A 14,007-nucleotide genomic window follows, 5' to 3' on the forward strand; every position below is an offset into this window, starting at 1 on the left:
CGGCCCGCGGATGTCCAGGTGGCGGACGGGCGTTGACATCCGCGGCGCCCACTGGACTACTCTCGGCCCGAGAACGGTCATGAGCGTCAGCGCCAAGCCCCGGCTCGCTGACCGGCAGCCCTCGCGACGCGTCGGGTGCCCCAAATGACGACCGGACCGGACGACGACTCGCGCGAGCCCCACGGGGCCGGACAGTGACAGGTGACGCCATGTACGCAGCTCCCAGGACGGCCCCGAGCCGCCCCCAGGGCTGCGTACCGCCGCGCGCCGCCCTGGTCGCGGACCGCGCCGTCGACCTGCTGCGCGTCAGCAGCGCGCTGTGTACCGCGCCGGGCGCGGCCCGCGGCCGCCGGGGCTGACCCCCACCTCACCGCCCCGCCGGCCGTAACCCCGCGTGCCGGGGTGCGCCGCCCCGCGGCCCCGGTCCGCCCGGACCAACTCCCGCCGCGTTCCCGCGCGTTCCCGTGCGGCGCCGCCGTGCGCACCGAGCCGCGCCGCGGGCCGCGCCCGGCCCGTCGTACCCCTCACGCCCGCGCTTCCCCGGAGTCCGCCATGAGCCGATCCCCAGACGCCGCCGCCTCCCTCGCCGGGGCGCCCCCGAACGGCACGTCTCCCGACACCCTGGACCACGTCCGGGAACACCCGGTCAGGGGCTGTTCCGCCGTGCGGTGCTCCCGGTCCCGCGCGGACCTGCGGCGCGCGGCCGGCGCGCGCTGCCGCTCCTGACGCCGCTCCCCGTTCAGCCCGCTCTCCCCGGCCGCGCGGATCTCCCGGCCCGCCGCGCCGGCCCACCGCCGTGCCCCGCCACCGGCGCGGCCCGGCACGCCCTCGTACGGACACCCAGGAAGGCGCCCGACTCGTGTCCTCTGCCGCTGCTTTCGACCATCCCGACCACCACCTCCACCTCGCCGTCGCCCTGGACGGCACCGGCTGGCACCCCGCCTCCTGGCGGGAGCCCCTCGCCCGCCCCGGAGACCTGTTCACCGCCGGATACTGGGCCGACCTGGTCGCCGAGGCCGAGCGGGGACTGCTCGACTTCGTGACCATCGAGGACGGCCTCGGCCCCCAGTCCGCGCACCGGCTGGACCCCGACGACCGCACCGACCAGGTCCGCGGCCGGCTCGACGCGGTCCTCATCGCCTCCCGCGTCGCCCCGCTCACCCGGCACATAGGCCTGGTCCCGACCGTGGTGGCCACGCACACCGAGCCGTTCCACATCTCCAAGGCCATCGCCACCCTGGACTACGTCAGCACCGGCCGCGCGGGCCTGCGGGTGCAGATCACCGCCCGGCCGAACGAGGCGGCCCACTTCGGCCGCCGCACCGTCGACCGGATCGAGGACTACGGCAGCCCGGACTCCCGGGGGCAGGTCACCGACCTGTTCGACGAGGCCGCCGACTACGTGGAGGTGGTGCGCCGGCTCTGGGACAGCTGGGAGGACGACGCCGAGATCCGCGACCGGGCGACGGGCCGCTTCATCGACCGGGACAAGCTGCACTACATCGACTTCGAGGGCCGCTTCTTCAGCGTCAAGGGCCCCTCCATCACGCCCCGCCCGCCCCAGGGGCAGCCACTGGTCACGGCGCTCGCCCATGACACCGTGCCGTACCGGCTGCTGGGCCGCCAGGCCGACGTCGGCTACGTCACCCCGCACGACGCGGCGGGCGCCCGCGCGATCGTGGCCGAGGTCCGCGCCGAGCAGCAGGCGGCCGGGCGGGCGGGGGAGACCCTGCACGTCTTCGGGGACCTCGTGGTCTTCCTGGACGACAGCCGGGCCGCCGCCGAGGCGCGGCGCGAGCGGCTGGACGCGCTCGCGGGGGAGCCGTACACCAGCGACGCCCGGATCTTCACCGGGACGGCCGCCGAACTCGCGGACTTGCTTGAGGAGTTGGCGGCCGAAGGGCTGACCGGATTCCGGCTGCGGCCCGCCGTCGCCGGACACGACCTGCCCCGCGTCAGCCGCGACCTGGTGCCCGAACTCCAGCGCCGGGACCGGTTCCGCACCGCCTACGGCGCGGACACCCTGCGCGGCCTGCTCGGCCTCGCCCGCCCCGCCAACCGCTATGCCGCAGCCGTCTGAGCCGGAGGACCGTACGACCATGAGCAAGCCGCTGAAGCAGATCCACCTGGCCGCCCACTTCCCCGGCGTCAACAACACCACCGTGTGGAGTGACCCGGCCGCCGGCAGCCACATCGAGTTCAGCTCCTTCGCGCACTTCGCGCGCACCGCCGAACGCGCCAAGTTCGACTTCCTGTTCCTCGCCGAGGGCCTGCGCCTGCGCGAACAGGGCGGGAAGATATACGACCTGGACGTGGTCGGCCGCCCCGACACCTTCACCGTGCTGGCCGCGCTCGCAGCCGTCACCGAGCGGATCGGCCTGACCGGCACCATCAACTCCACGTTCAACGAACCCTACGAAGTGGCCCGCCAGTTCGCGAGCCTCGACCACCTCTCCGGCGGCCGCTCCGCGTGGAACGTCGTCACCTCCTGGGACGCCTTCACCGGCGAGAACTTCCGCCGCGGCGGATTCCTGCCCCAGGGCGAACGCTACTCACGCGCACGGGAGTTCCTCGCCACCGCGGGCGAACTCTTCGACTCCTGGGGCCCCGACGAGATCCTCGCCGACCAGGCCACCGGCGCCTTCCTGCGCGACACCCGGGCCGGCGCCTTCGAGCACCGGGGACGGCACTTCGACATCCACGGCCGGTTCAACGTGCCCCGCTCCCCGCAGGGCCGCCCGGTGATCTTCCAGGCGGGCGACTCCGACGAGGGCCGCGAGTTCGCCGCCGAGGGCGCGGACGCGATCTTCAGCAGGTACGCGGGGCTGGCGGAGGGCCGGGCCTTCTACGCCGACGTCAAGGGCCGCCTCGCCAAGTACGGCCGCCGCCCCGACCAGTTGCTCATCCTGCCCGCCGCGACCTTCGTGCTCGGCGACACGGACGCCGAGGCCGCCGAACTCGCCCGCGAGGTGCGCAGGCAACAGGTCAGCGGCGCCACGGCCCTCAGGCACCTGGAGTTCGTCTGGAACCGCGACCTGTCGGGCTACGACCCGGAGGGCCCGCTGCCCGAGGTCGATCCGCTGGTGAGCGAGGAGCACATCTCCCGGGGCCGCGCCCAGGTGCGGATGTACCGGGACCCGCTCGCCGTCGCGCGCGAGTGGCGTGAACTCGCCGAGGCCAACAAGTGGTCCATCCGCGACCTCGTGATCAATACCGGCAACCGGCAGACCTTCGTGGGCGCCCCCGCCACCGTGGCCCGCTCCATCGACGAGTTCGTGCAGGCGGACGCCTCCGACGGGTTCATCCTCGTCCCGCACCTCACCCCGGGCGGCCTCGACCCGTTCGCCGACCAGGTGGTCCCGCTCCTCCAGGAACGGGGCGTCTTCCGTGCCGACTACGAGGGCACCACCCTGCGCGACCACCTGGGCCTGGCCCACCCCGACTCCGCCGCCCCGGCCCAGCGGGCCGCCTCGTAGGCACCGCGTGGCGCCGGCGCGGGCGGGTACGTCACCTCCCCCGTGGGTGACGTACCCGCCCGCTCCCCCGGCGCCGGACTATGGGCCGTGCCGTCCGCGTGTGCTCACCAGCACATCACCGCCGTCTGACCCGACCCCCACGCGGAGTAGAGGCGGACGCGGACGAAGTAGCGGCGGCCCCGGACGAGCCGTACCCGTACGGACGCGTTGTCCGGGGTGCCGCCGTCGTCGTGGCCGGCGAGGAAACGCGGCTCCCCGTCCCGCTCCTCGAAGACCACGAGCACGGTGTCGGCGTCGCCGAAGACCCCCACGGTGTAGTCGCGGGTCTGCGCCGGCTCGACGACGAAGTCCGCCTGCTCGCCCGGACCCAGGCCCAGCGGCGCCGACCGGAACGGCACCAGCGGGCCGGGTCCGGACGCGGTGCCCGGCGGGTACCAGCGCAGGACGACCTCCCGGTCCCCCTCCGAGGGCCGGCCGGCCGGACACAGCCCCCCGCGGTACTGCTCCGGCTCCAGCACGAGCCCCGGACCGAACGGCAGGGCCATCACCGAAAGCGGGTCCCACACCGCGCCCCTGGACTCCCCCGTGTCCAGCGCCCGCAGGACGTTGGTGTAGGCCGTCTCCCGGCTCCAGTGGTTCGGCGGGCCCGCCAGCTCCGCGTAGACGGCCTCGTCGTCCCAGTGCAGCCCGGCGCAGGGGTTCTGGTGCTCGTGCACCAGGCCCAGCGCGTGCCCGATCTCGTGCAGCACCGTGCCGCGCTCCCCCGGCGCGGTCACGTCCCAGCCGAGATTCATGGTGCGCTCGCCCCGGCCGACCGCGAGGGCCTCGCGGCCCACCGCCGACCAGGAACCCCCGCCGGCCTGGAACCCGATCCGCAGCTCGGCCTCCCCCCGGTCGCCGACCTCCGCGAAGGCGACGCCGATGCCGAGCGCCTCCCACTGCGCGAAGCACTCGCGGACCACGTCCTGCTGCTCCTTGCCCCCCGCCCACGGCACCCGGCGCAGCTCCCCGGTCCCGGGGACCGGGATCACCGAGGCGTCGTGGTCGGCGTCGAGGAAGCAGTAGTGCAGCACCGTGCCGTTGACCCACATGCGCCGCCCGGCGAGCAGCGCGCCCTGCCGCTCGGCGGTCAGCCCCGGTCCGAAGGACGGGGCCGGCTGCCGTGCCAGCGAGCACAGGCGTCGGGTCATGCGGCCAGCGTGCCCGGCCCACGGGTGCGGGCGCCTGAGTCGGGGGCTACTCAAGTCGCCTGTATCAAACCTGAGTACGGGAGCTCTGATGGGTGTGAGGACTTACGAACAGCACGCGAAGACCCTCGAACTGCCCTGGCCGTTCACCGGCCGGGAGGACGAACTGGAGCTGGTGCGCGGCTCGTCGGCAGCGGGCCGGCCCGGCATCGTGGTGACCGGCCCGGCGGGACGCGGCAAGACCCGGCTGATCACGGAGGCGGTCCGGGGCACCGACCACGCCCGGGTGACCGGCACCCCGGAGGCCCGCGACCTGCCGCTCGCGGCCTTCGCACACCTGCTCGCCGACACCGGCTCGCTGCACGGCGCGGTGCGGGCCCTGTCCGGCGTCCGGCTCCTCGTCGTGGACGACGCCCATCTGCTGGACGAGTCCTCCGCCGCGCTGGTCCACCAACTGGCCGTGCACGGCCGCACCCGGCTGGTCGTCGCCGCGACCGACGAGGCGCCGGCGCCCGGCGCGGTCACCCGGCTGTGGACCGGGGAGCTGCTGCCCCGGCTGGCCCTGGCCCCGCTGCCGCTGGAGGACACCGCCCGGCTCCTCGGCGCCGCCGGTCTCGAAGCGCTCACCGTGCGGCGGCTGCACCGGCTGTGCCAGGGGGATCTGCGGCTGCTGCGGTCCTTGGTGACCGCGCTCGCGGCGGGCGAGGACCTGGTCGCCGTGCCCGGCACCGGCGAGCGCGCCTGGCGCGGGCCGCTGCCGGTCACCTCGGCCGTCCGCGCCCGCCTCGCGCCCGTGCTGGAGCGCACCGCGCCCGGCGAACGCGAGATCCTCGAACGCCTCGCCTTCGCCGAACCGGGGCGGCTGCCCCTGTCCGGCCTCGGCCTCGACGCCCTCGAACGGCTGGAGGCGGCCGGCCTGATCGCCGTGGACGACGCGGGCGGCGTCGCGCTGGCCGACCCGCTGCACGGACCGGCGCTGCGGGCGGTGACCGGTCGGCTGCGGGCGCGCCGGCTCAGCGGCGACACGGACGGTCACGCCACGGCACTCGAAGCCGAACGGCGGCTCCTGGAAAGCCGCCTGGACCGGATGGACGTCCGGCCGGTGGCCGCGCCGGTGGGGGAGTGGGCGGTGGCCGAGGGACGCCCGCTGCCGGCCCGGTACGCGGCCGTACGGGCCCGGTTCGCCCGGCTGGGGGGTGCGGTGCGGGACGCCGCGGCGTGGGCGCGGGAGGGGCTGCGGTGGGCGCCGGGGGATGCCGGGTGCGGCACCGAACTCTCCCTGGCCGACGTCGAATTGGAGGAGTCGCGGCACGGCTTCGCCGAGGGCGACGCGTACGCGCGGTACGGGGCCGTACGCCTCGGTGAGCCCGGACGGGCCGCCGGTTCGCTGCCGGGCGGCAGCGTGCTCGCCCGGCATGCCGAGGCGCTGGCGCGCGGGGACGGGGTCGCGCTGGACCTCGCCGCGGCCGCTCTGGAGGAGCGCGGGTACCTGCTCTTCGCGGCGGAGGCGCACGCGCAGGCCGTACGCGTCCATCGCGACCCCTGTGCCGCGCGGCGCTCCCGCACACGGGCACTCGCGCTCGCCCGCCGCTGCCAGGGCGCGCGCACGCCCGCGCTGGCCGGGCTGGTGCTCGGGGAACTCACCGCCCGGCAACGGCAGATCGTGGCGCTGGCGGCGGCGGGACTGAGCAACCGGGAGATCGCCGAACGGCTGACGCTGTCCGTGCGCACGGTGGGGAACCATCTGTACAGCGCGTACACGCGGCTCGGCACCGGGGACCGCGGGGCGCTGCCCTGCCTGCTCGACAGACCGGCGTAGCCGGATGCCCCGCCGCCCGGCCGGTCTAAGCGGCGCCGAACGCCGCGAACGCCCAGCCCGTCGCCCGGTGCACCGGGTCGGACGGGAGGGTGGTGCGGGCGTCGCGGAGGGATTCGGCCAGTGAGAGGCCCGCGGTGAGGCCCTTGTGCAGGGCGAGCATCAGGGGGACCACCGCGGCGTCGTTGACCGGGGCGCTGCTGGCGACCACCCCGGCCGTGCCCAGCGGGAGCAATGCCGTGACCAGGCCGAGGAGTTCGTCGGCACCGACGGAGGCGAGACGGGCGGTGTCGCAGCTGGAGAGGATGATGCGGTAGGGGCTGCGGGCCAGGCGCTCGAAGTCGTGGACGATCAGGGGGCCGTCGGACATGCGCAGGGCGGAGAAGAGCGGGCTGTCGGCGCGGAAGGTGCCGTGGGCGGCGAGGTGGGCGAGACCGGCGCCGTCCAACTCGGCGAGCACGCGCGGAGCTTGGGCGTCGTCGCCCTCCAGGACCGTCGCCGTGCCGTAGCGGCCGGCGAGTTCGGGCACCTCCGCGCCGCCCGTGGCGAGGCCGGGGCCGCGCACCAGCACGGTGCGGCCGTCGCGGGGCGGCTCGGTCTCGCGGGCGCGCAGCCAACTGCCCGCCGACGGCGACACGCTGAGCACCCGGTCGCGCAGCGCGGGCAGCAGCGCCCAGGGCACCCGGTGCAGCGCGCCCGGCGGCACGACCACCACGGGTCCCGTACCCAGATGCGGCACGGCCCCGGCGAGCAGCAGCTCCTGGAGCCGGGCGCCCGCCGCCTCCACCAGCGGCAGCCGCGCCTCCGCCCCCGGGTGCGCGAGCCGCCGCAGCCCGGCCTGGACGTACCCCGCCTCGGCCACCGCGTCCGCGAGCGGACCGCCGACGAACCGCCGCACCCTGCCCTGACCGCACAGCAGCACATGCACCCGGCCCCGCACGACGGCGAGTTCGACCAGCCTGCCGTCGCCGAGCCGGTCCAGCAGCCGGGGCACGTCGAAGCGGGTCCCCTCGTGCGGGGCGGAGCCGCGGATGTGGCGGGTGCGGGAGCGGATCTCCCGCTCCAGGCGCCGCTGTTCACGCTCCAGGGCCGGCACCGGGCGGCCCTCCATGCGGGCCTCCTCCGCGCGGGCCGCTATCTCCCGGTACGCGGTGAGGCCGCTGAGCAGCGCCGCGTCGGCCGGCGGCCGGGTCGGCGGGGTGGACAGCACGGTCGCCCGCCACCGCTCGCTCCACTCCAGCAGCCGCCGGGGCCCGCCGTGGGTGAGGCTCACCTCCTGGGCCAGCGCGGCCAGTTCGGCGCCCTGGGCGCTCACGTGCGCGCGCAGCTCCGAGGCGCCCAGCGTCATCCGGTGGTCGTCCAGGACGTCCAGGCCGCGCCGGCACGCCTCCAGGACGCCCCGCCGGGAGCCGGCCGCGCGGGCCCGCAGCGCCTGCGCCGCCCAGCCGGTCATCCGGGCCGGCGGCGGCCCGTTGCGGCGGCTGCGGGCCGCCTTCGCCAGATGCCGTTCCGCGTCCGCCGTCCAGCCGAGGGCCAGCGCGATGCGGCCCGCGAGCAGCGACGCCTCCGGCGCGGCGGGCGAGCCGAAGGAGGCCAGCCGGTCGGCCACCGCCGCCGCGTCCCCGACCAGCCGCCCCGAGCGGCGCCCGGCCGCCACCCGCGCCTCGATCAGCACCAGCCGGGCGTGCGTCTCCCACCACGGCCGCCGCTGCGCCGCGAACAGCCGTACGGCGACGGCCGCGCGGGCGATCGCGGTGTGCGGGTCCCCCGCCGAGCGGGCCGCCCGCGCGGCGGCCAGCAGCAGCTCGGCCTTGCGGGTGGACTGCCCGCCGATCCGGTCGAGCAGGGCGATCGCCGCGTCCGCCTCGGCCAGCGCCTCCGGGGCGAGCCCCGCGGCCATCAGCACCTCGCAGCGCCGCACCGACAGCATGTAGGTGGGCGTGCCGAGCTTCGCGTACCGCTCCTCGGCCTCGTCCAGCAGGCGCAGCGCGGCCGGGACGTCCCCGGAGCGGAACGCGGCCAGACCCCGGCTCTCCACCGCGTCCGCCTTGTCGTGCTCCTGGCCGGTGGTGTCCCACAGCCGCTCCGCCGCCGTGAAGTCCGCGTCGGCCCGCTCCACCGCGCCGAGCGCCAGATGCACCGTGGCCCGCAGGGTCAGCGCCCGCGCGGTCCAGATGTCGTCGCGCAGCTGCCTGAGCACCGGCAGCGCCCGCCGCACGTCCTCCAGCGCCTCCCGGTGCCGGCCCAGCACCCACCAGACGTACGCCCGCCGGTACAGCACCCGGGCCCGGGTGTGTCCGGTGCCCCGCGCGACACCCCGCTCGAAGGCGGCGAGCCCCTGCCGGGTGCGCCCCGCGTGCACCAGTGCGACCCCCAGCGTCGCCAGCACATCCGCCTCGCGGTCGGCGGACTCGGCGCGCGCGGCCAGGTCCCGGGCCCGGCGCAGATGCGTGAGCGCGATCCGCAGATCGCCGAAGTCCCGCTGCCAGATGCCGAGTACCTGGTGGGCGATGCTGGCGGCCAGCGGCGCCGGGCCGGCTTCGAGCAGCAGTTCGGCGCGTGCCCGCGCCTCGCCCGGGTCGGCGAACACCAGGGGCAGCAGTTGGAGGGCCGGCTCGCTTCCCGCTGTCACGCCTCGCATGGTAGTGGCCTGTATCAGATGGCGGACCGGCGGCTCTCACTCTCGTACACCGCCTTTCAGGGGGAGGACACGGCATGGCACCCCAGCGATTCAGCGAGCAGTTCGACCATATCCAGCGTTCGATGCCCGACGTCCCGTTGGCCATGGGCCCGGACCACGAAGCCCATCCGCTGTACGAGAAGGGGGTCGTCCTCGCCCGGTCCGGCGAGGAGGCCCGCGCCGTCGAGGACGCGGTGCGCGCCCACTTCACCGAGACGCGGGGCCTGCTGCCCGAACACGTGCGCCGCGAGGGCCCGGACGACGGCCGCGGCGGGGTCACCCGCATCCGGGTCGGCGCCCCCGACCTCGGCGACGACGCCGTGCCGCACGCCCTGGGTGCCCTGCGGGCCGCCGAGGAGCGGCACGGACGCCGGCTGGTCGGCCGCAACCACGTGGTGCACATCGCGGTCAACGCCTGCCCCGGGGACGAACCGGTGCCCGTCGCGCGCACCGCGCGGCCCAACCCGGCCGCCGCCCAGGCCGTCCACGACCCCGGGACCGCCGTCCGCGTCCTGGTGGTCGACACCGGCCTGGTGCACGACCACCGCGCCTACCCGCCGCTCGCCCACACCACCGGCGACCTCCAGGAGGCCGAGACCGACGACGGCGGACTGCTGCGCCAGTACGTCGGCCACGGCACGTTCATCGCCGGCATCCTCGCGGCCGTCGCGCCCAACACGGACATCACCGTCCGCGGCACCCTCAACGATGCGGGCGCCGTACTGGAGTCGGAGTTCGGCACCCGGCTCTTCGAGGCCGTCGACCGGGGCGGCTGGCCCGACGTGATCAGCCTCTCCGCGGGCAGCCCCGCCCCGGGCCCGCACGGGCTGCTCGGCCTGGACGCCTTCATGCGCGAACTGCGGGGGCGGCGCACCCTGTTGGTCGCGGCCGCCGGGAACAACGCGAGCGACGTCCCGTTCTGGCCCGCCGCCTACGCGGCCCTGCCCGAGTACGCGGACAGCGTGGTGTCGGTCGGGGCGCTGCGCTCGGACGGCGAGGGCCCCGCGTGCTTCAGCAACCACGGCCGCTGGGTACGCGTCTTCGCCCCCGGCGAGCGCCTCACCAGCGCCCTCACCGGCTTCGGCACCCCGGTGCCGTACCACTACCAGCACTCCACCTACGACGACTGCCGGTTCGGCTTCGACTACTCCTGCACCTGCCAGTTCCCGCGCCACACCGGCGCGTTGAGCGAGGGCCGGGAGAGCACCGGGAGCAAGCCGGACCAGGTGATGTTCGAGGGGCTCGCGCAGTGGAGCGGCACCTCCTTCGCCACCCCGGTCGCCGCCGGACTCGTCGCCGCCCTGATGACGGCGGAGCGCGAACGCGACCCGCGCAGGGCCGGCGCCCGGCTGCTGGCGGAGGCGCCCCGCCGGGCCGACGTACGCGGGGCGAAGGTCCGCGCGCTGCGCCCGCCCACCTGGCGCCCCGTCCCGGTACCGGCCCCGGCGCTGCCCGCGTGAGCGCCGGAACCCTCCGCTTGACGGCGTACCATGACGAGCCCTATACGAGGGGTGGGGCCGTGGACCGAACAGAGGTCGGCGCGCTCGTCCGGTCCGCCGTCGACGGGGACGCCGCGGCCTGGAAGGCGCTGGTGGAAGGCATGAGCCCGCTGGTGTGGTCGGTGGTGCGGGCCCACCGGCTCTCCGACGCCGACGGGCACGAGGTCTACCAGACCGTGTGGTTCCGCTTCGCCCAGCACCTGGGGCGGATCCGGGAACCCGACAAGACCGGCGCCTGGCTGGCCACCACCGCCCGCCACGAGTGCCTGAAGGTGATCAAGGGCATGACGCGGCTCACCCTTACGGATGATCCGCAGGTCCTGGACCGGGCCAGCGACGACCGTACGCCGGAACAGACCCTGATCGACTCCGAGGAGGCGGCGGACCGGGCCGAGCGGATCCGCCGCGTGTGGCAGGAGCTGGACGAACTGGGCGAGCGCTGCCGGCAGTTGCTGCGCGTGCTGATCGCCTCGCCGCCGCCCAGTTATGGCGAGATCTCGGCCGCGCTCGGCATCGCGGTCGGCAGCATCGGCCCCCTGCGCCAGCGCTGTCTGCGCCGGCTGCGGGCCCGGATGGACCAACGGGGTGCGGCGTGAACGGTGAGATGAACGGTGACGAGCGGTTTCCCCGGGAGGAGACGGAGGCAGGCGAGCCCGACTCCTTCAGCGAGGACCCCTTCAGCGAGGACGCCTTCAACGAGGACCCTCTCGCCGAGGACTCCCTCACGGAGGACTCTCTCGACGAGCACGCCGCCCTCGCGGCGGACGCGTTGCTGGAGGAGGAGTTGCGCCAGGCGGCGGCCGTCCTCGACCCCGTGCCCGAGGCGCTGTGCCAACTCGCCCTGGACGCCTACGCCTTGCACGACCTGGACGCGAAGATCGCCGAGCTGACCTTCGACTCGCTGGTGGACGCGCTGCCGGTGCGCGGGGTCATGGACGCGCCGCGCATGCTGACCTTCCGCGCGGGTCCGCTCACCGTCGACGTCGAGGTCACGGAGGACGGGCTGATCGGACAGGTGCTGCCGCCGGGTCCGGCGCGGATCGAGGTGCTCGGCGGGCCCGGCGCCGCCCGCCCGGTCGCCGTCGACACCCTGGGCCGCTTCACCAGCGACGACCCGCCGTCCGGGCCCTTCGCCCTGCGGCTGCGCACCGGCGCGGAGGTGATCGTCACGCAGTGGCTGCGGGCCTGAGCAGGGGGCCGGCTCACCAGGTCACCGGCAGGGTGCGCGGACCCCGGATCATCGTCTGCCGCCGCCACTCGACCTCCTGGGGCGGCACGGCGAGCCGCAGCCCCGGCAACCGGTCGAGGAGCGTGCCCACCAGCAGTTCGAGCTGGAGGCGGGCCAGCACCGCGCCGGTGCAGTAGTGGTGGCCGTGGCCGAAGGCGACATGCGGGTTGGGCTCCCGGTCCGGGGCGATGCGGTCCGGGTCCGGGAAGACCTCCGGGTCGCGGTTGGCGGCCAGATAGGAGACGTAGACCGGTTCGCCCGCGGCGATCCGGTGCCCGGCGATCTCCACGTCCTCCAGGGCGATCCGGGCGAGCCCGACCGTGCTGCGGTGCGGTATCCAGCGCAGCAACTCGTCCAGCACCGGGCCACGTTCGCCGGGCCGGGCGCGCATGCGCTCCATCAACTCCGGGCGGGTCAGCATCAGATAGAGCATCTGTCCGCAGTTGTGGGTGACCGCCTCGCCGCCGATCTGCAGCGGGCCGGCGAGCCCGACGGCCTCCTCCTCGCCGATCTCGCCGCGCGCCACCGCCCCGGCGAGCAGCGAGTAGACGTCCTCGCCGGCGCTGCGCGCGCGGGCCCGGACGATGTCGGTGATCCAGCCGTACAGGCCGTTCTTGGCCCGGTCGGCGGCCTCCGCGCCCCCGCACAGGGAGATGATCTGCCGGGTCCAGGCGTGCACCTGGTCCCGGTCGGTGTCCGGGACGCCCATCACCTCGCTGACGACGTACAACGGGAACGGCTCCAGCACCCGCTCGACCAGATCGGCGGGCGGCCCCTCGCGGACCGTCCCGTCCACCAGCTCGTCCAGGATCTCCTGGGCGCGGGGGCGCAGCCGCTTCATAGCGCCGACCGTGAACGCGCCGGCGATGGGCTTGCGCAGCCGGTTGTGGTCCGGCTGGTCGGCCCAGGCGAGCGAGCCGGGGCGGGGCGCGAAGTTCGGGGCCAGCCGGGTGACCCGGCCGCGGGCGACCTCCGCACGGCTGAACCGCGGGTCATTGGTGATCAGCCGCACGTGTTCGTACCGGGTGGCCAGCCAGGCCCAGCCCTCGCCGAACGGCAGCCGTATTCGGGTCAGCGGACCCTCACCCACCAGTCCCGCGAGCACCGGGTCGAACTCCGTGCCGTCCAGGTCGAGCACGGGCCAGTCCCGCACGGGAGGCGGTTCCTGGCCGGTGGGCGCGCTGGTCTCCATGGTCGTCATGCCCTCCACCATGGAGCGGGGCGCGGCGGGTGTCGTGCCGGACTGCTCCAGGCGGAGGGCGCGCGCGGGGCCGGCCGGCCCGGCCGCACGGTACGGGCCGTCCCGGTTACAGCGCGTCGACCAGCGCGCCCAGCGCGGCCGCGAGCCGGTCGAGCCCCGCTCCGGCCGGTCCGCCGGGCTCGCGCATATATGTGTCCCGCCGGATCTCGATCATCAGCGCCTCGACCCGGGGATCGGTGCCGTAGTACTCCAGCGGCACGTAGGCCCCGCCGAACGGGCTGTCCAGCCCCGTCTCCCCGCACCGCGCGAACGCCTCGCGGGCGGCGCCGAGCAGCTTCGGCGGGGTGTGGAAGGGGTCGGTGCCCAGGCACACCGGCGGCCGCGGGCCATGGCCGTGCAGCTCGTAGGGGAGCGCCTCGGCCGGGTACGAGTGCACGTCGACGATCACCGCCCGCCCGGTCGCCGCCAGCCGCTCGGCCACGGCCCGCGTCATGGCCTCGGCGTACGGCCGGAAGTACCGCTCGACCAGCGGCCCCGGATCGGTGTCCGCGGGCCGCAGCTCCCCTCGGTGCGTGGTCCGCGTGTACACCGCGCCCATCCCGACGGCGAGCATCTCCTCCCGCTCGTCCGGAAACCGCTCCGGGTCCACCACCAGACGCGACAACCGGTTCACGAACCGCCACGGCGTCCGCCCCGCGAGCCCCGCCGCCCGCTCGGCCAGCTCCGCGGTGTGCGCGTCCGTGATGTGGTCCAGCTCCCGCTCCAGCGCGGCGTCGTCCAGCACGATCCCGTCCCGGACGTCGCCGGGGACGGCGCGTGCGGAGTGGGGGACGTGCAGGAGCACGGGGGACTCGGGGGCACCTGGCAAGAGTTCGAAGGAGGTCATGGCCGCTCCGTGAGGTGATGGTCTGCCTGATCAC

Annotated in this window: 12 protein-coding genes and 1 riboswitch; of the genes, 8 read left to right on the top strand and 4 right to left on the bottom strand. The window is 75.6% G+C overall.

Annotation, left to right across the window (positions count from 1 at the left end):
* Nucleotides 1-75 precede the first annotated feature (75 nt).
* Nucleotides 76-179: riboswitch (SAM riboswitch) on the top strand.
* A 30-nt stretch (nt 180-209) separates the two neighbouring features.
* From AB0927_RS19690 to AB0927_RS19705, 4 genes are all read left to right on the top strand, one after another.
* Complete coding sequence (locus tag AB0927_RS19690) at nt 210-359, top strand: hypothetical protein (protein ID WP_366668905.1); 150 nt, start codon at nt 210-212, stop codon at nt 357-359.
* 193 nt (nt 360-552) lie between these two features.
* Nucleotides 553-726: a hypothetical protein gene (locus tag AB0927_RS19695; RefSeq protein WP_366668906.1), complete on the top strand. Its 174-nt coding sequence runs from the start codon at nt 553-555 to the stop codon at nt 724-726.
* Nucleotides 727-859: 133 nt separating this feature from the next.
* Nucleotides 860-2,080 carry an LLM class flavin-dependent oxidoreductase gene (locus AB0927_RS19700; protein ID WP_366668907.1) on the top strand — a complete coding sequence of 407 codons (1,221 nt, stop codon included), beginning with the start codon at nt 860-862 and terminating at the stop codon, nt 2,078-2,080.
* A gap of 19 nt (nt 2,081-2,099) precedes the next feature.
* A complete protein-coding gene (locus AB0927_RS19705) occupies nt 2,100-3,476 on the top strand; it encodes an NtaA/DmoA family FMN-dependent monooxygenase (protein WP_366668908.1) in 1,377 nt (458 codons plus the stop codon).
* A gap of 104 nt (nt 3,477-3,580) precedes the next feature.
* On the opposite strand, the gene AB0927_RS19710 is transcribed toward AB0927_RS19705, so the two are convergent.
* Nucleotides 3,581-4,666, bottom strand: coding sequence for a M12 family metallopeptidase (locus tag AB0927_RS19710; RefSeq protein ID WP_366668909.1), 1,086 nt, complete (start codon nt 4,664-4,666; stop codon nt 3,581-3,583).
* Nucleotides 4,667-4,754: 88 nt separating this feature from the next.
* Here AB0927_RS19710 and AB0927_RS19715 point away from each other — a divergent pair, with 88 nt between their 5' ends.
* Nucleotides 4,755-6,482 (top strand): LuxR C-terminal-related transcriptional regulator, encoded by a 1,728-nt coding sequence (locus tag AB0927_RS19715; RefSeq protein WP_366668910.1) that lies wholly within the window; start codon nt 4,755-4,757, stop codon nt 6,480-6,482.
* A gap of 25 nt (nt 6,483-6,507) precedes the next feature.
* Here the strand turns inward: AB0927_RS19715 and AB0927_RS19720 are convergent, their stop codons facing one another.
* The gene (locus AB0927_RS19720) at nt 6,508-9,120 is read right to left on the bottom strand and encodes a CHAT domain-containing tetratricopeptide repeat protein (RefSeq protein WP_366668911.1); all 2,613 of its coding nucleotides are present in this window, start codon (nt 9,118-9,120) and stop codon (nt 6,508-6,510) included.
* Nucleotides 9,121-9,194: 74 nt separating this feature from the next.
* Here AB0927_RS19720 and AB0927_RS19725 point away from each other — a divergent pair, with 74 nt between their 5' ends.
* Genes AB0927_RS19725 through AB0927_RS19735 form a run of 3 tightly spaced genes read left to right on the top strand, consistent with a single transcriptional unit; the run spans nt 9,195 to nt 11,847 of the window.
* Entirely contained in the window at nt 9,195-10,619 is a 1,425-nt protein-coding gene (locus AB0927_RS19725) for a S8/S53 family peptidase (protein ID WP_366668912.1), read from the top strand.
* A gap of 59 nt (nt 10,620-10,678) precedes the next feature.
* Nucleotides 10,679-11,254, top strand: a complete 576-nt coding sequence (locus AB0927_RS19730) for a sigma-70 family RNA polymerase sigma factor (protein WP_366668913.1) — start codon at nt 10,679-10,681, stop codon at nt 11,252-11,254.
* 8 nt (nt 11,255-11,262) lie between these two features.
* Nucleotides 11,263-11,847, top strand: coding sequence for a hypothetical protein (locus tag AB0927_RS19735; protein WP_366669014.1), 585 nt, complete (start codon nt 11,263-11,265; stop codon nt 11,845-11,847).
* A 13-nt stretch (nt 11,848-11,860) separates the two neighbouring features.
* Here the strand turns inward: AB0927_RS19735 and AB0927_RS19740 are convergent, their stop codons facing one another.
* A complete protein-coding gene (locus tag AB0927_RS19740; RefSeq protein ID WP_366668914.1) occupies nt 11,861-13,087 on the bottom strand; it encodes a cytochrome P450 in 1,227 nt (408 codons plus the stop codon).
* A gap of 106 nt (nt 13,088-13,193) precedes the next feature.
* Nucleotides 13,194-13,973 (bottom strand): N-formylglutamate amidohydrolase, encoded by a 780-nt coding sequence (locus AB0927_RS19745; protein WP_366668915.1) that lies wholly within the window; start codon nt 13,971-13,973, stop codon nt 13,194-13,196.
* Nucleotides 13,974-14,007: the final 34 nt, after the last annotated feature.

Source organism: Streptomyces sp. NPDC048106, assembly GCF_040706415.1.
Lineage (GTDB): Bacteria > Actinomycetota > Actinomycetes > Streptomycetales > Streptomycetaceae > Streptomyces.